Annotated in this window: 18 protein-coding genes; 6 read left to right on the top strand and 12 right to left on the bottom strand. The window is 42.5% G+C overall.

Features of this window, described 5'->3' with window-relative positions; translation table 11 throughout:
• Positions 1-92: 92 nt before the first annotated feature.
• Positions 93-1697, bottom strand: coding sequence for a response regulator transcription factor (locus GQF01_RS30035; protein ID WP_161410755.1), 1605 nt, complete (start codon positions 1695-1697; stop codon positions 93-95).
• Positions 1694-3499, bottom strand: a complete 1806-nt coding sequence (locus GQF01_RS30030; RefSeq protein WP_161410754.1) for a cache domain-containing sensor histidine kinase — start codon at positions 3497-3499, stop codon at positions 1694-1696. Before GQF01_RS30030 ends, GQF01_RS30035 begins: the two co-directional genes overlap by 4 nt.
• A gap of 148 nt (positions 3500-3647) precedes the next feature.
• Between GQF01_RS30030 and GQF01_RS30025 the strand changes: the two genes are divergently transcribed.
• Positions 3648-4433 carry a hypothetical protein gene (locus GQF01_RS30025; protein ID WP_161410753.1) on the top strand — a complete coding sequence of 262 codons (786 nt, stop codon included), beginning with the start codon at positions 3648-3650 and terminating at the stop codon, positions 4431-4433.
• A complete protein-coding gene (locus tag GQF01_RS30020) occupies positions 4433-4918 on the top strand; it encodes a hypothetical protein (protein WP_202556779.1) in 486 nt (161 codons plus the stop codon). The genes GQF01_RS30025 and GQF01_RS30020 overlap by 1 nt, the downstream gene beginning before the upstream one ends.
• A 91-nt stretch (positions 4919-5009) precedes the next feature.
• Here the strand turns inward: GQF01_RS30020 and GQF01_RS30015 are convergent, their stop codons facing one another.
• From GQF01_RS30015 to GQF01_RS30000, 3 genes are all read right to left on the bottom strand, one after another.
• Positions 5010-6953 (bottom strand): PAS domain S-box protein, encoded by a 1944-nt coding sequence (locus GQF01_RS30015; protein ID WP_161410752.1) that lies wholly within the window; start codon positions 6951-6953, stop codon positions 5010-5012.
• A gap of 297 nt (positions 6954-7250) precedes the next feature.
• Positions 7251-7364 carry a YjcZ family sporulation protein gene (locus tag GQF01_RS30005; RefSeq protein ID WP_161410750.1) on the bottom strand — a complete coding sequence of 38 codons (114 nt, stop codon included), beginning with the start codon at positions 7362-7364 and terminating at the stop codon, positions 7251-7253.
• 90 nt (positions 7365-7454) lie between these two features.
• Entirely contained in the window at positions 7455-7847 is a 393-nt protein-coding gene (locus GQF01_RS30000; RefSeq protein WP_161410749.1) for a DoxX family protein, read from the bottom strand.
• A gap of 187 nt (positions 7848-8034) precedes the next feature.
• Between GQF01_RS30000 and GQF01_RS29995 the strand changes: the two genes are divergently transcribed.
• The 4 genes from GQF01_RS29995 to GQF01_RS29980 all read left to right on the top strand — a co-directional run bounded on the left by GQF01_RS29995 (position 8035) and on the right by GQF01_RS29980 (position 12867).
• Positions 8035-8598, top strand: coding sequence for a YdeI/OmpD-associated family protein (locus tag GQF01_RS29995; protein WP_161410748.1), 564 nt, complete (start codon positions 8035-8037; stop codon positions 8596-8598).
• Positions 8599-8701: 103 nt separating this feature from the next.
• Positions 8702-10255 (top strand): spore germination protein, encoded by a 1554-nt coding sequence (locus GQF01_RS29990; protein WP_161410747.1) that lies wholly within the window; start codon positions 8702-8704, stop codon positions 10253-10255.
• Positions 10256-10284: 29 nt separating this feature from the next.
• A complete protein-coding gene (locus GQF01_RS29985) occupies positions 10285-11439 on the top strand; it encodes a Ger(x)C family spore germination protein (protein WP_161410746.1) in 1155 nt (384 codons plus the stop codon).
• Between the two features lie 309 nt (positions 11440-11748).
• Entirely contained in the window at positions 11749-12867 is a 1119-nt protein-coding gene (locus tag GQF01_RS29980; protein WP_161410745.1) for a GerAB/ArcD/ProY family transporter, read from the top strand.
• A 64-nt stretch (positions 12868-12931) separates the two neighbouring features.
• On the opposite strand, the gene GQF01_RS29975 is transcribed toward GQF01_RS29980, so the two are convergent.
• From GQF01_RS29975 to GQF01_RS29945, 7 genes are all read right to left on the bottom strand, one after another.
• Complete coding sequence (locus tag GQF01_RS29975; RefSeq protein WP_161410744.1) at positions 12932-13945, bottom strand: aldo/keto reductase; 1014 nt, start codon at positions 13943-13945, stop codon at positions 12932-12934.
• A gap of 280 nt (positions 13946-14225) precedes the next feature.
• Positions 14226-15398, bottom strand: coding sequence for a YibE/F family protein (locus GQF01_RS29970; RefSeq protein WP_161410743.1), 1173 nt, complete (start codon positions 15396-15398; stop codon positions 14226-14228).
• A gap of 74 nt (positions 15399-15472) precedes the next feature.
• Positions 15473-16597, bottom strand: a complete 1125-nt coding sequence (locus GQF01_RS29965) for a HupE/UreJ family protein (protein WP_161410742.1) — start codon at positions 16595-16597, stop codon at positions 15473-15475.
• 86 nt (positions 16598-16683) lie between these two features.
• Positions 16684-18543: an S-layer homology domain-containing protein gene (locus tag GQF01_RS29960; protein WP_161410741.1), complete on the bottom strand. Its 1860-nt coding sequence runs from the start codon at positions 18541-18543 to the stop codon at positions 16684-16686.
• Between the two features lie 93 nt (positions 18544-18636).
• Entirely contained in the window at positions 18637-20550 is a 1914-nt protein-coding gene (locus GQF01_RS29955; RefSeq protein ID WP_161410740.1) for a fibronectin type III domain-containing protein, read from the bottom strand.
• Between the two features lie 172 nt (positions 20551-20722).
• Positions 20723-21796: a HupE/UreJ family protein gene (locus GQF01_RS29950; protein ID WP_161410739.1), complete on the bottom strand. Its 1074-nt coding sequence runs from the start codon at positions 21794-21796 to the stop codon at positions 20723-20725.
• Positions 21797-21954: 158 nt separating this feature from the next.
• Positions 21955-23304, bottom strand: a complete 1350-nt coding sequence (locus GQF01_RS29945; RefSeq protein ID WP_161410738.1) for an ABC transporter substrate-binding protein — start codon at positions 23302-23304, stop codon at positions 21955-21957.
• Positions 23305-23327: the final 23 nt, after the last annotated feature.

The following is a 23327-nucleotide window of genomic DNA, read 5'->3' as shown; positions in this document are numbered from 1 at the left end:
TATACAAAATTATTCCTTTGATATGCAAAAATAATCCGATAGGGCCTTAGCTGAACAAAAAAAACATCGCATTCAAGCGATGTCTAGTGTGCTTAGGCTCTATTATGCAGCTCCATGTATTCAGATGGGGAGATTCCTGTGTATTTTTTAAACAACTTAATAAAATAACTTGCGTTCGCGTAACCCACTTGCACGGCTGTCTCCGAAACCTTCAGCGTTTTGGTACTCAGCAGGTTCATCGCCTGCTCTAACCTTACTTGCATCAGGTACTCGTTGAAATTCATCCCCGTTTCTTTTTTGAAAAGCTCACTGAAATAGTTCCGGCTCAGGTGAACATGGTCAGCCACTTGCTGAAGCGAGAGTTCTTCTGAAAAGTGTCTTTGTATAAAATCGCACGCATTCTGTACGGCTTCTCCATATTTGCGCCGGTGTTGTTCAATCCACTGCACAATCGTATCCACCATCGTCTCCGTCCAACTTCTGAGCTCTCGAAAAGTTTTCAGCCGCATCACCTCCAGGTGAGCTTCGCTATACAACAAATCAAGCTTCGTAGCCGGCACCTGATAGGCTCTTGCTTTGTTCACCATGGCATAAGTTAGCTCAAGGGATAGCGCCCTAGCTTGCTTAGCATTCAATGCTTTTTGCTCAGATATGGCGTTCATGAATTGCTTGCAGGCTTCTGATACCTCTCGAATTTGTCCCAAATCTAAATAACGGTGAAAGTTATCTGGCACAGGAATCGTGTCCGCTTGACCAGCAGGAATCGGGGACTGATCATACACAATGCTGCGATCCTCATAAAATAAGGGCAGATGCAGTGCCTCTAATGCCTCTCTTGCTTGCTCCGGCAGGAAGGAAAGACGGCTGTAAGTCGTACTGATGCTTATCGCAGCATGTACACCAATAAATTTACGCAAATTTTCCGTTACACGGTTAGCCAATAGCAGCAAGGACTCCCTTTGAGATTTCATACTCGTGCTCTTGATATTAACCAGCAGCATCACCACATTGTCCTCATAGAGAAAAGAACAGCCATTGCCAGCTTCATTCATCAAAGTCTCGTTGACAATATTGGTTACCGCAAGGATTCGCAAATCTTCCTCTTGAATTTTCAGCTCCGAGGTCGGAAGATTGCCTAACGCTAGTACCGTCAAGTTCCTCTCAGTCAGCCCCGTGCCGAACAGCAGCATTTTATCTTGAAAATCATTCCATTCCTGTTGATTTCCTAGCAAAAGCTCCTTGAAATACGCGGTACGAAGTGCCAGTTGGTTTTGATTCAACAGACTTCGCAAGGAGTTGATTTCGACCAGCTTACTATGGTCCAGTTCAATATCCTTACCGATCTTTTGCAGCACCTCGCCTAGACCCTGAAGTGTAATTTCTGCTTTAAGAATGTATTCACTTGCACCGAATTTGAGTGCCTCGGCGGCGAATTGAAATTCATTATAGGAACTGAAAATAACGACGCGAATTCTCGGCATTTCCTGCTTCAAGCTCTTAATCAGTTCAATACCGTTCATACCCGGCATTTTGACATCAGTCACGACCAAATCAACGGTATGCGACCGGCAAAAATCGATCGCCTCAAGACCATTTGCGGCTTCTCCGGCAATACGGTAAGGTTCGCCCAGCCTGGCAACGGTCATTTGAAACCACTCCCGAAAAATCGGTTCGTCATCTACAATGAGAATATTCATTTAGCATTCGTCTCCTTCCACTTATACCAGGCTGGTATAAGAACGGATACCTTCGTTCCTACTCCTAGCTCGGATTCTACCGTTAGCCCATATTTTGCGCCGTAATACAGCTGGATTCGCTCATGTACATTCCGCAAGCCCCCGCGATGGGCTGCTTGTCCATCCTCAGCATACTCATCTAAGAACAAACCAGCTTTGCTAGCAGGCTCCATCCCAACACCATCGTCCCTGATTTCAAACAGGATATCTCCATCCTGCATAGCCCCTCTGATCCACAGCGTCCTCTTCCCGAGCTTCGGCTCCAGCCCATGAAAGATCGCATTCTCGACCAGCGGCTGCAGAATGAATTTGATCGTTTTGAACGGCATCATCTCGTCAATGAATGCATAGTGAACCTCCAGCTTATCACCCTGCCGAATTTGCTGGATGTACATATAATTGTGCAGCATGCTAATTTCCTCTTCGATCGGTATTAACTCATCATGCTTGGAGATCGATTGCTTCAGCAGCTTAACCAAAGCCACAATCACGGAATCGACTTTGTCAACGCTGTGCTTATGAAGCATGAATCGTATCGAAGTTAGTGTGTTATACAGAAAATGCGGATTAATTTGCGATTGCAGCGCCTGAAGCTCGGCATGCCTCTTTTGCTGCTGCTCAACCGTAATTCCTTGCATCAACTCATTCAATCTAGCGACCATCTGATTAAACTTCCTCGTCAACAAACCAATTTCATCATCCTGATGAATCGGAGTACGAACGGACAGATCCCCCGTCTCTACGCGAGTGAAATCGCGATACAGCCGTTTGATCGGTATTGCGAGTCGTTTGGCCATCACATAAGAGGCCCCGATGGCAAGTAGAACAACGATAATAAAAACAATAGAGACAATTAGCTGTATGCGATTTAAGCTGCTAAGAACAACTTTTGTCGGTGTATAAGAAACAAGTTTCCAACCTGTTTTGCCGATTGTCTGGAAAGAAATTAATTGCTCCGTATCATTCTCGCGGTCTACGAAATAACCCGACTCATACTGCTGAATTTTCCAGTAATAGGAACGATCCTTTACATTCGTCAAGATCTTTCCGTCTGCCTGGGAGGAGATCACACGACCATCGTCACCGATGATCACAATTTCCCGCTGCTCATCCAAGGCACTTTCATATAAACTCCTTATTGTGGTTGCGTTTACACTAATCATTACGAGACCCGTAGGAGCGCCGGTTTCAAAACGATTACTAATTCTTACAGCGTGAAAGGTGCTACGACCGTCCTCTGTCGCCATAAGTCCAGGGATCGGCTCCGTAATCCAGAGAATACGTCCCTTTGCCTCAGCAGCCTTTCGGAACCAAGGTTCGTTTACAATATCTCGGATTCGGATATTCATATTTAGCGGATTCGTCGACTGTTCGAGTCCGTTCAGGCCAAGAAGCGTAACATGGTATTGGAGCTTACCGAAAGAATAAATCGAATTCGTAAGCAGCCTGTCAAAAGCAGCACGAAGATGTGCTTCTTCATAGCTATTTGCGGTTATTTCCGTCGTAAACGCATGGTTAATCTCATCATTGAGATAGAACGTATTCGAAACCGCAATCACATCGTCCAGCAGCATATCCGTCTTCTCAGCAATCTGACCAAGTGTTTTGAGATTCGACTGGCTAACTTGCGATTCAATTGAATTTTTGGAAATTTGCAGCGTAATGAATCCGAAGACACCGAGCGGAACAAGGATGAGGCATATTGTCGATATGAGAAACTTATTTTGAATGCTGCTGCGATGGATAAACCATTTGCTTAGCATCGTCGACCCCCTCATTACATGACTAAACATATTACCTGATAATACACGATAAGACGATCGTATCAAATACTTTTATCCGAATTGATATTTAGAATTAGGAAATAATAACAATTGCTTACTCTTCTGAAATGGCAAAGGGGCAACAACGATGAATAACTTCAGGAACAAATATAGAAATCGCTATTATCAAGCCAACGTTACTGCTTTCGGTACGATTCAGCTCCACCAGCGAAATCCCCTCATCGTCGGATTATGGTCCATCGCTTTCCCTGGATTCGGCCATTTTTTGGTCCACAAATTTATAACCGGCTTCGCCTTGTTTTTTTGGGAATTTTTTATTAACCAAATCACCCATCTGAATATGGCCATCATGTATACGTTTAACGGCGATCTAGCCCAAGCAAAGGATATTTTAGACGAAAGATACATCTACCTCTATATTCCTGTTTATTTATTTGCTATATGGGACAGCTACCGGGTTGCAATTGATGAAAACAAGATCCACTTGCTCGCGGAAAGGGAAAATGCCAAATACACGACTTTCACGATGAACCCTTTCGGGAATAACTTTCTAGACAAAAAAGAACCATGGATCGCTTTGGCTTGGTCAATGGCCTTGCCAAGTCTCGGACAACTCTATATTCATCGACTCCTAGGCGCTTTTTTGCAAATGATTACGACTATTATTGTATACCTGAATTCAAATCTGGTCGAAAGCATTCACTATTGTCTACTAGGGGACTTTTTGAAAGCCAGAGAAGTACTAGATCCACAGTGGGTCCTCTATTATCCGTCGATCTATTTCTATGGCTTATATGACGCCTACTCAAATACAGTTGAATTAGAAAAACTTTTTAATCGGGAACAAGCAGACTTTTTGAAGAACCATCATCAATCAAAGCATTTTGTATTACATAAAGGAGAAAAAGTCTAATGGACATCCAGTTCTTCTCTACCTTTCAGCATACACATTTCGTCGAGCTTGCCATTAGCAAACTAAAAGAGAATGAAATCGACGATATCTACGCAGTTCCACTAGATAATCGTCAGGTAGATACCAAACTGTTTGATACGACGCACGGTATGGATGGAACCTCATTGATTGATATTGGTCTCATACTTGCCATGATGTGTGGCACGATAGGGGTAGCTAGAGGATTTGTTCTGGACTGGGGACCCGTGGTTTGGGGACTCATTGGATCGGTTGTTGGTTTTATTATTGGTTTTGTATTCGATGTAATCAAGACCCACCATAGACGGAAGAAGATAAGAACTGCTAAAGGTAGTGAAGTGATCATCATTGTTCAGTGTACGAATGAACAGTCCCAGTTTGTAGAGATGACCTTATGGAACAACATGGCACTTGGAGTTGCCAAAACACGCATGCAAAGTCAGAAGTGGACACAAGAAGGCTATTAATTCCAAGGAATTAAGTGAAACAAAACTAGAAAAAAGAGCAATTACCACGTGGTAAACTGCTCTGATCTTGAGCTATCGCTTAACGCTTAACCTAGGCTTTCCTCTTGTCAAATCTTTCAATGATCTCTGCTATCGCGTTAATGCTGATCGGCTTGCTGATGTAAGCATCCATGCCTTCAGCTAGATATTTCTCACTATCGCCTTTGATTGCATGAGCGGTCACTGCCACGATGTACGGTTTGTTCTTCCCCTTTAATAGTTCATGGATTAGTTTCGTAGCCGTTAACCCATCCATCCAGGGCATTTGAATATCCATAAAAATGATATCATACGGATAACGCTTGACAGCATCCACTGCTTCTTTGCCGTTATGTACCAAAGTCGCTTTGTACCCGAGTTTCTCTATCATTTTCTTTAAGACAAGTTGATTCACTTCGTTGTCTTCTGCAATTAATATTTTCAAGGATTGTTCGGTTGAATTCTCGACCTTATCCTCATGTTCGCGCCACCTATCATATTGCGATGAGTCAGAATGCTCTAATGGAACTCTGAAGCTGGCTGTGAACAAGAAGGTTGATCCTGTTTGATCATTGGAGGCTTCATGCCAGATTTGACCATCCATAAGCTCAACAAGCTTTTTACAAATAGCTAATCCTAAGCCGGTGCCTTCTGTTTTCCTAGTCATAAAATGATCTACTTGATAAAACGGTTCAAATAAATGACCGACCTGATCTTTCGGAATACCGATCCCTGTATCCTTGATTGCGAATTGAAGACGCACTGTATTCCGTTCTTGCGATAACATTTCCACACTGATCGAGATTGCTCCGTTAGGCGTGAATTTGATAGCATTGCTGAGTAAATTCATCAGAACTTGTCTTAACTTCGTTATATCTCCATGAACCAGGTTAGGAACCTTAGGACAGACCGATGTCGTGATCTCCAGATTTTTCTCAAGAGCTTTGGACATTACCATATAGAGCGTTTCTGATAAAATAATTCTTATATTCAGGGGTTCTTCCATTAATTCCGTCTTGCCGGATTCAATTTTGGAGAAGTCCAGAATGTCGTTGATAATCGAGAGCAGCGTGTCGCCACTTTTTTTAATAATTTGTACATATTCGATCTGCTCTTCATCCAATTCCGTCTCCAGAAGTACATCCGTCATCCCGATAACCCCGTTCATAGGTGTACGGATTTCATGACTCATCATGGCTAAGAATTCGCTTTTCGCTTTATTCGTCTTCTCAGCCGCTTCTTTTTCAATAATCAACTTCTTTTGTTCCGTCATGTCTTTCGCTATGATATAAAAGCCCTTCGTCTGAGCATGGATGATGATTGGAGCCAGTGTCACCAACACTTCAACGGAATGACCGTCTTTGTGCTGAATGAAAGTGATGTCTTTTTCCACTTTTTCAATATCGCCATAATCGTGTAAAGCCAAGAGCAAATTGATTGAATTGATCTCGCCAATTAATGTAGACATTCTACTGCCTATTAACTCTTCAATGCGATATCCGGTCATCTGCTGAACCATCTTATTGCCATTGATAATAATGCCGTTCAATCCAAAAGAAATAATCGCATCATGGTTGTATTTCTTTAATGACGTATACCGTTCAATGCTTTCCTGCAGCTTGAGTTCTGCCAGCTTGTTCTTGGTTACATCGATGAATTGGGCAATAAAATACAAAGGCTTCCCCTCATGATCATCACGAACTAATGAAACATGTACAAAGGTCCAAACCATACTGCCATTTTTATGAAAGTACCGATTTTCTATTTCAAATGAAGGAATGACGCCATGGAGCAGCTCTGTTACTAAACGACTAGTGTTGCTGCTGTCATCAGGATGCCGGATATCTTCTAGCGTAAAGTCCTTGAACTCTTCTTCTGAATAGCCGAAAATCCTGCAAACTGCCGGGTTAACGTTCATCCATTTGCGATCCAAAGAGATCAAAGCGATTCCAATCGGAGCACTGGTATATATATGTCCAAATAATGCTTGGGGGTCAAAGTACGCTAAGTCCTGCATCTATCCATTCCTCCTTTTCAATTAACGCGATAGCTACTCCTATTTTACCATAAAACGGGTACCTGTCCGTAAGCGTAATCCCCAGACTTGATTGCATGAAAAAAAACCGCGAGTTTCGCGGCTTTTCATGGGTCAATGTCTTGTCTACACGTTTACCATACAAATGTCATAGTAACAATAACCAATAAAACGAAGAGAACCAAAATGGCGGCTGCGCTTGTGCTACCTGCTTCATACCCCATCGTTCGTATCCTCCTTTCTTGCAAAAGCAATCACCTATCTGGAACATGTAAAACCTTACAAGCTGACTGAAGTCAGAACGATAACCAATAAGATGAAAAGGACAAGGATCGTTGCTGTCGACGTATACCCTCCACCAATTCCAGTAGATGACAACGTGGTGTTACCCATAAAAAGCTCCTCCTCTTGTGAAGAAAAATGTGACGACTGTATAGAGTACGAACTTCGTGGAATAATTGCTTGGACGCATTCATTAGGTGCCTATTTTTGTAATAAAAGGAATTTACGTACTTGCTCATTCCGCAGCCATAGGCCTCCCCAAACCAACACAGCCAGATAAACAGGAAACAGGATCGTGGAAAAAAGAGGAGCATCTAGACGCACCTGTGTCGCGATCACGCCGCCAAAATAACCGGTCAACAACATCGCACCAATGATAGCTGTACGAGGTAATGCATAAAGGAGCGTAGAAAGAAGTCCGAGTATGCCAATTAAATAAATATGATGCTCTTGAAAACCAAGTGATACGGTAGAATCTACTACAAATGCAGGTTTAAATAATTTCATGATACTGTCTAACAGCATAAACAGAATGGCTATCCCACTCATCACTCTTCCTGTCCATAGCCCGCCTTTAGAACTTGTTTTTGTCATCGTCAATCTCTCCTTTATAATTGGTTACCTATGAATAACGACGAATGAGCAATCATGAAATCGACAAAGGATGTTTTTTTATTTTTGCTCATGCTTTTGATAAAAGATGACATACAGCTGTCACCTTTTATCAATTATACTACACTTGAAGTGTACGCACTCAAAAGTGGGGGGCAATAGGCAAGCGATGGAAATTGAAAATCTGATTCCAACCAAATCGAGAGAAGATTTGAGGATTTGGCTTCAAGCCAATGGTACGACTGAGAAATGTTGCTGGGTATTGGTTAGTATGAAGCCCCGCCCTGATACGTTGTTATATTTGGACGCGGTCGAGGAAGCTCTGTGCTTTGGATGGATCGATGGCGTCAAAAAGAAAGTATCTGAAACTGAGATGGCTCAGAGACTATCTCCTAGAGGCAAGAAAAGCTCATGGACTGAATTAAATAAAGCACGAGCCAGCCGCCTCGAAAAGCTGGGGTTAATGACAGACGAAGGAAGAAGGGTTCTTCGTGATAAGGATCACCTTTCTTTTAGAATAGATAGAGAAATAGAGCAAAGGCTGCAAGAGGAAAAGCATGTATATGACCATTATATGGCATTTCCGGATCTTTATAAAAGAGTTCGGATCGACACGATACAAAGCGTTAAAAATCAGCCAGCGTTATTTAAGAGCAGATTAGACAAATTCATAGAAAATACGAGAGAAAATAAAATTTACGGTCAATGGAATGATAATGGACGTCTACTATAGATTTGTTTCAAATCCCCCTATACACAAACTCCACAAATCACATAATTTTCCTCCTTCTTGGGATAATAAATAACCATATACCCGTACAGAAGGAAACCGACCTATGCAGCTAAGAAAATTATTCAAAAAAAATAATAAACCTCCGGTATCCGAACCTGATCTGCCAACCAAATCTGATGCTGCCTCCCTCTCTCCTCATTTGGTGGAGAATCAAGCATGGCTAGAGGAACGGCTTGCTGATTGTTCTGATGTCTTATACCTTCCACAACATTTCGGACCTCAGTTAGAGAACGCGGCACTTATCGTCTATTGTGAATCACTTATTCAAGACAAAGATTTAGTCCAACTTCAAGATGTCCTCGAGGATCTTGACTTTCATGATATAGAAGTTGGAACAACATCTGCGCTCGACGATGCATTCTCCTTTTTTGAACACCACGGCGTCACTTCAAAGAATATGACTTTGGTTACGCAATTACCGAATGTTGAAGAAAATATCTTAAATGGCCATGTCGTGATTTTGTTCGACCGATGGGATAAAGCACTTAGCCTTGACGCACTTTCTATCGATACAAGACAAATAAGCGAACCTATCAATGAGCCCGTCGTTCGAGGGCCGCAAGAGGCCACGATCGAGAATTTAAGGGTCAATTTGGGCTTGCTGCGCAACCGATTAAAAAGCTCTAAATTCAAAATTCAAAAGTTCGTTGCCAAAGGAGAAACACACACAGAGATTGCCGTTGGCTACTTGGACGGTGCCGTAAATCCGGAAACATTAGAATTGTTTAAAACTAGATTTGAGAAAGCGATACAGGAAGAAATTCTCGAAGTCGCCTATATTGAGGAGCTGATTGAGGACTCCACGTACTCCCCATTTCCGCAATATCGGCATACTGAACGAACGGATACGGCGGTTGCCGCAGTTCTTGATGGCAAGATCATTGTTCTTACCGAAGGTTCCCCCTCCATCCTGATCTGCCCAGGCCTCTTTGTCGAATTCTTTAGTTCAAGTGAAGATTACTACATTCGATCTCTATACACATCACTCATCCGGCTTCTTAGAATATCCGCTTTTATTATGGCGCTTACATTGCCAAGTCTATATATAGCTATTACTACGTTCCATTCCGAACTGATCCCAACCGTGCTGCTGTTAGCCATCATCGATACACGTGAAGGAATCCCCTTTCCCGCTTTTATCGAAGCGTTATTAATGGAATTCTTCTTTGAAATCATGCGTGAAGCCGGCATACGTCTCCCAAGACCTGTTGGATCTGCCGTGAGCATCGTTGGAGCGCTGGTCATCGGACAAGCCGCGATTGAGGCTAAAATCGCTTCACCGATCATGGTTATTATCGTTGCACTTACAGGGATCGCATCATTTTCTTTGCCCAACTATAATTTGGCCATCTCCCTACGGATCATGCGATTCCCCTTAATGCTGCTTGCAGCTACTTTAGGCGGGTTCGGTTTCATGATTGGTTTTCTGTTTATTTTTCTACATTTAATCAGTTTACGTTCCTTAGGGCAGCCTTATCTGGCTCCATGGGCCCCCTTCCGGTTTCAGCAACTCAAAGACGGTTTCTTACGTGCTCCTCTAAAAATTCTGCTCCGTTCTCCGCGAAACCGACACATGCATAGGACGCCGAAAAAGTAACTGTTGCCACAGAAAGCAGGAAATAAACAATGAGAAAGTTAATCGTCATCACATTATCTGGATTGTTTTTATTTTCTTTAACAGGATGCTGGAACAAGGCCGAACTAATCGAATACTCCTTTGTACAAGCTGTGGCTATCGATCTGTCGGACAAAGGCCGTGTAGAGCTAACCACACTGTTCTATAAACCGAGCGGAGCTGGCGGAATGACGAAACAAAGTTCGCTTAAATCAGCTTTCACCATTAAGACGGAAGGCGAGAATGTTTTTGATGCCATTCGAGATATCACCATTCACTTGGGGCGTAAGGCGAAATGGGATCACATGCGTGTCATACTTGTCAGCGAAGAAGTCATACAAAAGATGGATTTAGGTGTGGTTCTTGATCTATTTCGACGGGATCATGAACCAAGGCCTACCAATTCACTGATCATAACAAAAGGGAAATCCGAGAATTTTTTGCATATGCATCCATTTATTGAATATACGATGGGACAGCAGTTACACTCTGCAGACGAAGGCTCTTATAATTTCACGGGCAAAACATTGAAAGCGACGATCTTGGATGCACATATCCAAATGAAAAGTGAAACCGGAATAGCCACTGTCCCCTATCTGTCACTCGATAAAATCCATGGGAATGTCCCAAGCGTTGCTGGAGTTGTCTTGATTGAAAAGGGAAAACTGGCTGAAATTATTTCGCCAAAAGAAATAAAAGCAATTCTTATGCTTAAACGCAAATTCAAGGGCAGCATCATTACTACAGCCTGTGAAGGAAACGAATCCGTCAAGGGTCTTAAGGAATCCTTCGAAGTGTTCCAAGAAACCACTGATCTCCGCACAACAATCAAGAATAATGAGATCACTGTAGATGTGACGACAAAGCTCAAAGGGGCTGCAGGGGAACTTAACTGTTCAGCACTTAGCACGGGCGCAGAAGAACAAGCCTATGAAGAACGAGTGATCCAGGAAGTAAAGAAAGAATTGCTTACTCTCATTCGTCATCTCCAAGCCAGCAAACTGGATGCCATCGGCATTGGCGACAAAGTTTTCGCAAAAAATCCGCGCTTATGGATGGAATGGAAGGAAGATTGGGGAGACCGTTTCGCGGATATCGGTTTTAACATCCATGTCGAAGTAACAGTTACGAACACGGGAATGAGCAGTATGCCACTTGCTAATTAAGGCATCCACTCCGAGAGGACAAGTCTAACTATGTTAATCAAACTGATTGTAGTCATCATCATCTATGTCCCGCTCCTGTTATTAGAAGTTCCTAGCCTATTAAAAAGGCCGCCTATCGAGATCAAGACCTATTCCTTCCTGATCTTGGTTTCCTTTTATCTTGGAGCCATTTTTATTTTTGAATTAAAATGGTTAGTTCTGTACGACATGGCAGAATTCATTCTGGGGGCTCCCTCTAAACGCATTGTTGAGTTCTTAAATATAGCCCCCCATTAGTGAACCTCTATCCGATGAAAAGGCGGGAACGTAATGAAATTACAAGAACAAATTAGTGCTGGTCAATTGTCTGTGGTATTTTTCATTTTCTTAACGGGGTCATCCATTATCAACATTCCTCAGCCTTTAATCATGTTTGCACGCAACGGATCTTGGGTGTCCCTTCTGATCTCGTGCTCCATCAGCCTTATTTGTTTAAGTTGTATCTTATATATGCATAACAAATTTCCCGATCTGACTTTTATTGAATACAGCCGCGTAACGGTAGGAAACTGGCTCACCTTCCTGCTGGCAATCCCTTTCATCTCCTTTCAAATTCATATGACTTCCGGCATTGTACTAGATATCGGGCTCTTTATGACCACCACAATGATGCGGGAGACACCCCTCTATGTGTTCAATACCCTTATATTTCTCTTGATTTATGTAACCGTGCGGATGGGGATTGAAGTGATCGCCCGCATGTTTGTTTTTCTGACAGCAATGGTTATGGTCTATGTATTCATTATTTTAATACTTGCCAGTTTAAAGTATGTTCCATCCTACCTAGTGCCCGTGATGCCTTACGGAATTAAACCCGTATTGCTTGGCGCCTATTTTTCTTTCGGATTCCCCTATGTCGAAATTTTTCTTTTTAGCATGCTGCTTCCTTTCGCAGTCAAGAAACAAAACAAGCGGTTAACACGCGGATTGTTTATTGCACTAGTCTTGAACGGTCTATGCTTAGTGACGGTCACTTTATGTACGTTAATGACTTATGGCCCCATCGCCGCAGATCGGCGATTCTCCATGTTTCAAATAGCCCGAACCATAGAGCTTTACGATATCATTCAGAGAATTGAGTCTCTCATAGGAATTTCATTAATTGTGGCTTCTTATATGAAAGCAACTATCGTTTTATTTGTCCTAAACCTCACCTTCACCCATTTACTCAAACTGCAGGATGACCGCCTGTTAATCTTGCCATTGACGGCAATTTGTTGTTTTCTAACGTTCAATACCTATGCAAGAGGCGAAGCCTACTGGGCAAATATAATCTCCGTTATTCATCCTCTATGGGGAACCTTCGGATATATGGTGCCTGTCTTACTTGTTATGATCGTCTATCTGATTAAGAGTAAATGGAAGAATTCTATAGCCGCGAGCAAATAAAAGACAGTTAACTCCTTCAAAAACAAAAAAAACCTACCGCCTCAAAGAGGCGATAGGTCTTAGCTTACTTTTTGAAACTGATTGGCAGCGGCGCGTCAGGCGATACCAATTCTTGTTCACGCATTTCCTGCCAAAATTCATCTGGTATAACAGCATGCAAGGCTAACTTGTCCTCAACAATTCGCTCGGGGCGGCTAGCTCCAGGGATGACAGCAGCAACTGCCGGATTGGCTAAAGAAAATTGCAGGGCAGCAGATTTGATACTAATTTGGTGGCGATCTGCAATGCTTTTCATTCGCTCAACTTTCGAAATGATTTCAGGAGAAGCCTTCTGATACTCGAAGTGGGTCCCTCCAGCCAAGATGCCTGAGCTGTACGGGCCTCCTACAATAATATCCACACCTTTTTTAGCCGCGGTTGGCATCAATCGTTGCAATGCATACTCATGATCCAGCAGCGTGTAGCGGCCAGCCAGCAAGCTAATGTCCGGGTTCGCCTCTTCCAGTTCCATTGTGATTTCAATCGGCTCTACGCGATTCACGCCAAGCCCCCAAGACTTAATTACCCCTTCTTCACGCAAACGCGTTAGCACGCGAAACGCTCCAGTCCGGGCGATTTCATATTGCGAAAGCCACTCATCCCCATAGAAATCCTGAGCAATATCATGAACGTAGACGATGTCCAGGCGATCGGTTTTCAGTCGTTCCAGGCTCTGCTCGATAGAACGCAGCGTAGCGTCTGCACTGTAATCATTGACGAGCTTATTCTTGCGCCCGAATTCGAACAGTCCCCCCTTCTCACCTAAGTCGCGCGAAGCTGGATCTTCCAATTCGTCTAAAATAACGCGCCCCACCTTGGTACTCAATACATAGTCGTCGCGCCGGCGTTTCGACAGTGCTTCACCAAGACGGAGCTCGGCCAAGCCTGCGCCATAGAATGGAGCCGTATCGAAATAACGAATTCCCTGCTCCCAAGCAGCGTCCACAGTTGCTATTGCTTCCTCTTCCGGAATGTTACGGAACATATTGCCAAGCGGCGCAGTACCAAATCCAAGTTTCCCCTGCAAATAACTTTTCATCTTATAATTCCTCCTCTAAAAATCAATATGATTTATTCTTACCTTATTTCATGTGAGCTAATACTCACGGAATGGGCCTTGACATAGCTGCTAGTAAACATGGTCTATCCGTTTGTTATTATGTCGCAAATTAAATGTTAATGGAAGTACGTACTTTTAAGTATTATAGGCACCTTGAAGTATCCTAGGTACTTGCAAGTATCCAGGCATGAACAAAGAAACTAACAAACCAATGGTTTGCTAGTTTCTTTCTTAGTAATTTTTTGTCCGTTGCTCGAACTTATTCAACTACGGGAGCAAGATTTTCCTTTTTTTCAAAATTAGGAATGATCCGTGAGGAAATAAAGGCAACAATTGGTACAGTAAGCACAACCCCAAAACATCCGGTTATTCCTTGGATGACTTCAACGGTGATCGTATTCATGTTCAGTAATTGATTACTGGATACCTGTGAAACATATATGATCATCAGAGAAGCCAGGCTAGTGCCTGTGAAGGCAAGAATCAGGGTATTGGCCATGGTTCCCATCATATCTCGTCCGACATTAATACCGGACATGAACAGCTCTTTTTTGCTAAGATTAGGATTAGTTACATATACTTCATAAACGGATGAAGCAATCGCAATGCCAACGTCAATAATGGCACCAAGCGAAGAAAGTAAAATCCCTGCGAACAGCAGCCCCTTAAGCTGCATACCTGTTTGATCGGCAACAACGATTAAAATTTCGACTTCCGGTGTACTATACCCAGAGATATGGGCTAAGTTACCCGCTATATAAGCAACGAGTCCAGCGATAATCATCCCAACAGTCGTTCCTATGATGGCAGCGACAGACTTCGAGCTCCAACCATTCAATAATAACAAAGTAACACAGGTTGTCAGGACAACAATCAGGACAGAGGCAAGTATGGGCGAATACCCCCTGTATAACATGGGGATGAACAAGTAAATAATACAAGCAAAAGTAAAGACGATGCCTGCCACGGACATTAACCCTCTTTTTCCCCCAAGCCACCACAAAGTAGCAAAGAAAAGTAAGGTTAATGTTAATAAAAGTGGAGCTCGATAATAGCTGTACACGCTGACCAGATAGTTTTGAGCATCCGCCGTGTCAACACTCACGATTAGCGTTTGTCCTGCTTTTGCAATAACGTTTAAATAGACACTCACGTTGTTGGTAATGGTATGAACGGTACCTTTATGCTCTCCGGAAAGAATTTTAACTTCGAGCTCCTGAGATCCCGAATATAAATCCCCTCTTGAAGAATCCTTGACTAACTCCTCGTTAAGTACCTTTAATACCTTTGCTTTTTCATATTTGGTATAGGATGCATCACCATGTTCATTGTACTTGGCTTCGGGACTGTGATTAAAAAAGTACATAAATAGACTAATGAGCAGCAAAAACAGGATAAAAAGAACAACCCTTACTTTCTTTGTTTTAAGCATTTGAAACCTCCACATTCGTAGCTCTGTAGTCGTATGTCGTTTCTATCATTGATTGCCCCAGAGGTTTCCTTTCATTAAATAGTCATGACCCGCTCCAGCAGCCAAATAGCTCCTAGAAGAAGAGCGACACTTGAACAGGCAACAACGATACGTCTTGCATATTTATAACGGTGCATGAAGTAAAGCAGCGGCACAAGCAATCCAACGATTAAAATCTGAACGGTTTCAATTCCCAGGTTAAAGCTGATCAAATCAACGGCCAGTTCGCTTCTCGGAATGTTCATTTCCTTCAAGATGTCGGCGAAACCCATGCCGTGAATAAGCCCGAACAAGAAGGTAAGCACCCAGCGATGGCTAACCGTAGGACGCCTGATATTATCAATGGCAACATAACAAATACTAAGCGCGATGGCAGGCTCAACAATCATAGGAGGCACGTTAATAATTCCTAGAACGGTTAAAGTTAGGGTGAAGCTGTGAGCAATTGTAAAAGCAGTAATCATAGTCGCATACTGTTTAAGCGTTTGGCGTGCGATCAGCAGCGAAAACAAGAAGAGCAAGTGGTCATAACCACCCAATATATGGCTCATACCTAGTTTAAAAAAGGAAAACCAGCCGCTCATTGAATTTGGTTGTTCGGATTCAAAATCCTTGTCCGTCAAGGCCATGTTCCATGTTCGGAAATTACCGGATAAGGCTTCTGTGCTTTTCTGATCACCATGATTGATCGTTAACAGGTTGACGTAGTTCGTTTTCGCATCATTCGTATAAAGATTATCGATGAAAGATACCGTCATCGAAGGCGATGCTGGCGGATACACGGCTTTCAACACCAGCTTTGTCGCGTCCCCTTGGTGTTCAAGCCCGAAGCTTTCCACTTGAGTCCAAGCCTTCTTTTCCCCGTTCATACTAAAGGTTAGATTGTCTTTTAAGGTGGCTTCCATCCGCTCTTTCACTGCACTGAACTCTTCTTGATCCAGCTTGTTATCTGAGTTAGTATCACCTTTCATTAGCTCTATGACAGATAGTTCGTCCAGCGTGTAGACCATCTCGGTTTGCGACCCGGTTAGAGTCAGCGTCGTGTACCCAGCACTATAAGCATGAGCATAAGCGGCTTGCGTGAAAGGAAACACCAGCACGCATACTAGCGCCATTAAGCACAATATCGTACGCTTAACAGGAGCACTAATCTTGATCATCTATTTTCCCTCCAGAATTTTCGTAATAAAGACAAAACCCTCCCCTATCTGCAATTAGAGGAGGATTCTGTCATTCCGTTTGCTGCTTATTTCGTTAGAAGTCTCTCAATCACAACGGCTGCTTGAGCACGTGTCGATGAATCATTTGGTGCAAAGTTATCATTATAACCAACTACGATGTCTAGACTTGCAGCTAATGCAACACCAGCTGCAAGAGAGGAATTAATCGATGAGCTATCTTTAAATTTACTTAATAACGCATGAATGTCTGTCTCATGCTTGTAGCCTTTGACAGCAACGAGTGCATTCGAAGCAATAGTTGCCATTTCCGCACGGCTAATTTTCTCATTAGGTGCAAATTGCTCATCCGAACGCCCATGGATGATTCCAGCCTTGGCAGCAGAAGCAACTACGGACTTAAACCAATCTCCCTCATTTACATCATTGAAGGATTCGGTAGCTGTTTCATCGTCCAAGTGAAAAGCTTTTACAATCATCGCAGCGAATTCTGCGCGTGTAACTTCAGCATTTGGCGCAAATTCGCCTTCGCTTCGGCCTTGTACGATTCCTTGAGCAGCTGCGATTCCAATTGATTTACCTGCCCATGCTTGAACGTCAGCAATATCTTTAAACGCTACTTTGTTCTCAAAGATGGCATACGTAGAAAATGATTTGCGTTCACCCTCGGAGTAATTGTCTTCTGCGTCATAATGACCGCCATAAAACTCCAATTTACCGTCAACGATTTTGGCTAGAGAGAATAGGTCTGAATTCAATCCTTGCACCGTAATCGGTAGTCTGATAATCACAGGTTTCGTAAAGGTAGCATTTGTGCCTGAACTATTCATAAACTCAAAATTGTATATATCTGATGCAAGTTTTAAGTTTGTAACTAAGTTTGCTGCTGGTTGTTTTTTAATAGTCAGCGTAGTAATCCCCGTAAACTGATCTACATCAACGGCTAAGGAAACGCCATTTATTTTAAACGAGATCGCATCAATTCCAGCTTCCTTGGCTTTCGTTACTAGATCAGCAATAATTGGGATCTCTGCATTATTTACAGTTTGTGTGCCTAGATCAAGGGTAGTAGTCACTTTAACTTCAGCATTTGGATCAAATGCTTTTAATTTATCAGTCATAATTGCTGCTTGGTCCATAATGGTTTTGAACAAATCAGTGAACGCGTTGGCATTTAATTCAACCTTGGCGGTATCACCATCCACTTTAACCGAACCGGAAATATTCAATGTCGATTGTTGTTCTATAGCCTTTTCAACGGCATCGGTTGCCTGTTTAAGTGCTGTCTGGGCATTGCCCCCATTGTTCTTAGTGGCTAATAGCTCATTCAGCTTTTGGTCCGCATTTTGAGTAATTAAAGCGAGCTCTTGTGATGTAATCGCAGCTACAGGAGTAGCGGATGGCCCTGATGCCCAAGAACCTCCTGACGAGGGTGGGTTTCCAGCACTTTCTCTATTCACATTTAGAACAAGACCAGGCGTTATGCTTTCCTTTGTTGCCCCGCCGCTCTCGGTCGTTGTTGTTACATTCGTTTCTTTCATCGTTACTTTCGCAGGATCATTGCCCGTATAAGTAAATGTCACATTACAAATGTTTACTTTTCCGTTGTATATGTTTTTGTAATCAAAGAAGCCAAAATAATGAACTCCGTCTTTTTCTGTGTTCACTTTATTCTCGCTAGTAATGGTACTTGTGTAATCTACTGATTTAATTTGGATATTACCTTCAAGTCCTAAACCAAATTCAGCGCCGCTAAACAGCGCATTGTTCGTAACAATGATGCCCACTGAAAATTCGTTTGCATTGGTGCCGACAGTAACACTTGACTGTGAAAACTCTACACTTTGAAGGTTAGTAGCAGCAAATGCCGTTGTTTGTAAGGATAGGATGCATATAAGAACGAAGATCGTCATCAATTTCATTTTCATTTTCTACAAGGCACCTCTCTAGTTTAAAATCCAGGAAAAGGCATAAAGCCTTTTCCTGTGAAGGTCTATCAATGAATATCGGGGTATCAATGATTATTCAAGAATCTGCCTTAAGATTAAAGTGAAGTCCGTAATATCAACAACATTATCCGTATTGATATCTGCAAACTTAACAGCATTCCAGTTTGCATCAGTTGATGTAGCTCTGTAATACTGTAGGGCTTTTGACAAGTCAGACGCCGTTAATAGACCGTCATTATTGAAATCGTAATAGCTGATAACGGAGCCTGTCTTCCCAGTAATCGTAGATTTCGTATCTTTATTTAGTCCAACCGAAGAAGTTATTGAGGTTAGAAGATTTAAATCTGCTGACGCCACTTTCTGCGGTCCTGGAACTAGCTCAAAGGTAAGTTTAACAACATCTGTGGGTGCAATCGTCGAGATAGCTGTTGTTAAGCCTGCCACAACCCTAACGGAGTTACCTTCTAATTTGCTGTCAATGACTCCAGCGTTAGGAGATACTAGCTCAGCTTTCTTAAATTTGATTCTTGTGCTGTCAAAACCGAATGTTGCATCTACGGTGTTTACATTATTACCATTTGTAAGGGCATAGTAGTATTCAAAAGTAGACGGGTGAACATCTTGTGTTTGTTTCGAATAGACTTTGGCTTCCGTATCCTTAACCAATCCATAGGAATCAACAACTTCCATTGTATCGGTTCTGAACGTTTTCACCGTAACGCTTGTTGGACTTACATCAATCATAGAGAAGGTCGGAACACGAAGCTGACTTCTAACTGCGGAGTAAACTTCTGGTGTTGTTTGTAAGGAATAATACTTACTGCCGCTTGATGAGTTGGCCGTGATGTATGTAGCACCTGTAGGGTTTACATCTCTTCCTTGACTGTCAACAAGCTGATTTTTTTGCGGTTTGTCGCCTTTCATAACGAACGTTCTTACATAAGAGTGGTCATGCCCCATGAAGATCATGTCGATATTCAGCTCATCGAACGTTGGGAATAGCCCAGCTCTCAAATTTGTAATAGAAGACTCTAAGGAGTGAGTTCCTGCTCCATAAATATCATGGTGGAAAGAGACAAATTTCCATTTGGCATTTGGAACAGCAGCAACGGTTTCTTTCATAAATTGTACATGTGCTGCTGCGCTGCTATTGTTTGTATTCAATACCATAAACAAAGTGTCGCCTTTGGTGTAATAATAGTCGCCTGGGCTAACCGTCGTAGCACCTAAAGTAGATTGGTTTGGCTGAGTGAAATGATAAGCATAATTCGCACTGCCATCGTGGTTACCAACAACCGTTGCTATAGGTAAACTTTTTAGAAGACTTGGACTTAGGAAAGCGTCATATTGCGCTTCACTGTTATTCGTTTCCACCTGATCACCAGCGGACATAATAAAGCTCGTTTTAGGGAACATAGCAATTGCTTTGTTCAGAGTGTTCGTCCAACCATATGTATCATTGGTTACACTACCTGACGAACCGATTTGCGGATCTCCTACAAACATAACGCTGTAGTTGTATGGATCTTGTGAGGAAAAGTAGTAAATCGGACTCCAGTTGGTGCCGTCTCCTACTCGGTACGCAAACTCTGTATTAGGTGTAATACTTGTAATTGTTACTTTGTTGGAATAATAAACGTTCGATGAAACGGTCGCAGCTTCGGAAGTAGTTCCTGTGAAGGTAACAGCGTTAGAACCGCTAGGGAAATTACCGCCTACGACGAGAGCCTTATAAGTTACTTGGACTTTGGCAGCTATCGGATTTACGTTCGTATAATACGTTACATTCATTTCGGATTCGTTCTTTCCCGGATTGAGTACAACGTCTGAGATAGCATAACTGCTTGCATCTGCACTGACGACTGAATTCAGCTTGAATTTATCTGCAAATCCAGACGGCAGAAGAGAAATGACTAATAGAAGGGCTAAGACTAGTACAGTAATTGTGGTAAGTCGTCTTTTGGAATTAAATAAACTACTAAACATATATAAACCACTCCTATAAGATGATAGTGCCTCACCGCGCGGTTAATATTTGAAGGCACTCCTTATACTGTATCTTAGAACTGTAAAGAGAAATATATTTTTGCGTGTGTTAATTGTAAACGTAAAGTATACAGTTCATGGTAACAATGAAGGTTTGGGAGGGTTAGCGAAGTTATGCTAGATAGCTCCTAATAAACGCGATTAATCCGAGCAAGGCGAGTACAATCAAAATAGCAGGAATCGCCCATTTGATCCTGCGGATCGCAGAAATCAGCGGATACAGAATCAGCACAATCAAGGCTAAACTGATAACAATCCCTGCACTATAGGCAATTAATGAGAATGCAACGTGGGGTCCATCGCTGCTCATTCTACGCAATACCTCAGCAAAACCAAAACCATGAATCAAGCTAAAGCAGGATATTAACCACAAATTTTGTTCCTTGTTCTTGTTGAACAGCATGTTCAGAGCGACATATAGCATACTAAGTGCAATGCCAGAATCTACAAATTTGTCCGGAAACGCCGGGATAGGCAGACTGGCCAAAATCAAAGTCAGTGGCTGAGCAGCTGCAAAAATACCTGCAAATACTAGCAGCTGCTTCCTAGATTTCACACCGATAAGAAGACCGAGTAGAAACAACAGATGCTCAAAACCTAGCAGCAAGCTTTCATAACCAAGCTGAAAAAATTCAATAATGGCATGTCCAAAGCTCAATTGACCCACTTGAACTTCACGAAGATCTTTCACTAATACAGCATTATGCTTAAACTCACCGAGCGCTAAGGTTACATAATTGACATGCCACTCATCCATATCAAAAACCAAGTCATAATCCAATTTAAAATGTTGAGGACTAGATTTCACTGGATACTCCAGAATCGCTTCGGCAAACGGCTGATTGTCCTTGTCGAAATAGGTAAGCTTAGTCAGCTTTCCATCAAGCTGCAAATTATCACCATACAATTTGATTTGAGAGAGCAGATAAGCTTCCACTTCCTCTTGCGAATTGGCAACGAATTGATTTAACACTTCGGGCGTTGTGAACTGTCTGTTCGGGTCATCTTGTGTTGCTCCTGCACGCATATCGTACATATCGAGTTGCAATTTGTACGTGATGATACCATCTTTCATTGAAATATCCGAATAGGCCACGCTGTCACCATCATGTGCGAAGGTAAGAGGAACCCATAGCATGAATAATACGAACGATAATGCAAATAAGGCAAACCACTTTTTCACCATTTCTATCCCCTCCTGATCTGCTGCTGCAAATACCTCTGCTAACGTTTGTTTATCAATATAAGCCCATTATGTTAGAGGAGAGTCGTGATCATATATATTTATTGTGAAGGTGAATAGAAAAAGCCTGCAGCTTTTTCGCCGCAGACTTCATTTATTGGCTACTCGTTTAAAAAGGTTGTCACCTTGTTCTGGATTAGCTTGGCTACTTCCTCCGCAGACTTCTGTCCGTTAAAGAAGGACGAGACCTCTGCATTTAAAATAGCATACACTTCCATGTCTGGTGACTGATAGCTACGTGCTGTATCAATCATTTGTTTGAACTGCGTAAATTGCTCGTCCGACACCTTGGGTACTTTCCCGCTTGAAAGCTTGTACGTTCCGCTTTTAACTTGTTTCTGAATCTCGTTCAGCTGCTTCTCATTCACGGATTTAAGCAGTGAGAATCCTGTTCTTCCTGGCAAGGCTTGCACTTCGTCGGATAATAAGAAAGCGATAACCTTCCAAGCCTCCTCTTTAACCGGGGAATTGACTTGTACGGCAAACTGGGCTGAGGAGCTAACCCTAGCTCCACCCGTTTGTTCTGGTTGTTGCAGCAGTTTCGGGTTGGCGAAGATTTCATACAGACTCATTAAACCTTCTGGCTTTGAAATACCATTGGAGGAATAGAAAATAGACGCTCCCTCATCCCCCGTCATGATTTTATCATCATACATTTTCTTAACTTGGTTCATTAATCCAACGAATACAGGAGAGTCGATCTTTGCCGTTTTCGTTGAACTATCAACGAACTCTGAGTATCTTCCCACAAACAAATCAATAAAGACGCTTTCTGCTGGATAAAACGCTAAACCGTAGCGCCGCTCTTTGCCGCCTTCTCCCAGTTTCTTCACCATATTTTCAAAATCCTTCCAGGTCCACTTCTTATCGTCAACATTCGTGTTCTTAAGGATGTCCCCATCGCCTGCAAAAACACGTAAGTTGAACCCTAAAGGCATGGCATACAGACTACCACTGCGCTTCAATACATCCAAAATGTTCGTTTGCAAATCACTTTTATTCAGCGTTTTGTCTTGCTCTATGGCCTCATCCATGTTCAGGAGAAGCTTTTTGCTCACATAATCCTCGATAGGCAAGCTGCTTATTTCGAAAATATCCGGGCCTTTCCCGGATAGCAAGGCTGTATTTGTCGTGGTTTTATATTTCGCATTATCTTCTGTAAACTGAAATGCCAGATCAATCTCCGGATACTTTTCTTCAAACTTTTTCTCAACCGTCTGAAAAAATCCGTACTCTCCCGACTGTACAAAATAGTTCGAAGGTTCGAGCGATCCTGGCATCGCCAGAGTCACGACCGTTTTCCCGTCTTTGCTTACCGGTTTCTTCGTATTTGACAATGCATCGCTTGCTGGCTCCTTCGTATTTGACAAACCTTTGTTGTCTCCCGTACTGCATGCGGTCATTGAAATTGCTAAAATACCAATAAAAATCATATACAAACCTTTTTTCATCGAATGTTTCCTCCTACAATGAT

The organism is Paenibacillus silvestris (genome assembly GCF_009882985.1).
GTDB lineage: Bacteria > Bacillota > Bacilli > Paenibacillales > NBRC-103111 > Paenibacillus_E > Paenibacillus_E silvestris.
The sequence above is the reverse complement of the archived record's forward strand: the minus strand, read 5'-3'. Positions and strand labels throughout refer to the sequence as shown.

Coding starts and splice junctions, on each gene's coding strand:
- GQF01_RS30035 (WP_161410755.1), bottom strand. CDS start 1,697: ATGAATATTCTCATTGTAGATGACGAACCGATTTTTCGGGAGTGGTTT.
- GQF01_RS30030 (WP_161410754.1), bottom strand. CDS start 3,499: ATGCTAAGCAAATGGTTTATCCATCGCAGCAGCATTCAAAATAAGTTT.
- GQF01_RS30025 (WP_161410753.1), top strand. CDS start 3,648: ATGAATAACTTCAGGAACAAATATAGAAATCGCTATTATCAAGCCAAC.
- GQF01_RS30020 (WP_202556779.1), top strand. CDS start 4,433: ATGGACATCCAGTTCTTCTCTACCTTTCAGCATACACATTTCGTCGAG.
- GQF01_RS30015 (WP_161410752.1), bottom strand. CDS start 6,953: ATGCAGGACTTAGCGTACTTTGACCCCCAAGCATTATTTGGACATATA.
- GQF01_RS30005 (WP_161410750.1), bottom strand. CDS start 7,364: ATGGGTAACACCACGTTGTCATCTACTGGAATTGGTGGAGGGTATACG.
- GQF01_RS30000 (WP_161410749.1), bottom strand. CDS start 7,847: ATGACAAAAACAAGTTCTAAAGGCGGGCTATGGACAGGAAGAGTGATG.
- GQF01_RS29995 (WP_161410748.1), top strand. CDS start 8,035: ATGGAAATTGAAAATCTGATTCCAACCAAATCGAGAGAAGATTTGAGG.
- GQF01_RS29990 (WP_161410747.1), top strand. CDS start 8,702: ATGCAGCTAAGAAAATTATTCAAAAAAAATAATAAACCTCCGGTATCC.
- GQF01_RS29985 (WP_161410746.1), top strand. CDS start 10,285: ATGAGAAAGTTAATCGTCATCACATTATCTGGATTGTTTTTATTTTCT.
- GQF01_RS29980 (WP_161410745.1), top strand. CDS start 11,749: ATGAAATTACAAGAACAAATTAGTGCTGGTCAATTGTCTGTGGTATTT.
- GQF01_RS29975 (WP_161410744.1), bottom strand. CDS start 13,945: ATGAAAAGTTATTTGCAGGGGAAACTTGGATTTGGTACTGCGCCGCTT.
- GQF01_RS29970 (WP_161410743.1), bottom strand. CDS start 15,398: ATGCTTAAAACAAAGAAAGTAAGGGTTGTTCTTTTTATCCTGTTTTTG.
- GQF01_RS29965 (WP_161410742.1), bottom strand. CDS start 16,597: ATGATCAAGATTAGTGCTCCTGTTAAGCGTACGATATTGTGCTTAATG.
- GQF01_RS29960 (WP_161410741.1), bottom strand. CDS start 18,543: ATGAAAATGAAATTGATGACGATCTTCGTTCTTATATGCATCCTATCC.
- GQF01_RS29955 (WP_161410740.1), bottom strand. CDS start 20,550: ATGTTTAGTAGTTTATTTAATTCCAAAAGACGACTTACCACAATTACT.
- GQF01_RS29950 (WP_161410739.1), bottom strand. CDS start 21,796: ATGGTGAAAAAGTGGTTTGCCTTATTTGCATTATCGTTCGTATTATTC.
- GQF01_RS29945 (WP_161410738.1), bottom strand. CDS start 23,304: ATGAAAAAAGGTTTGTATATGATTTTTATTGGTATTTTAGCAATTTCA.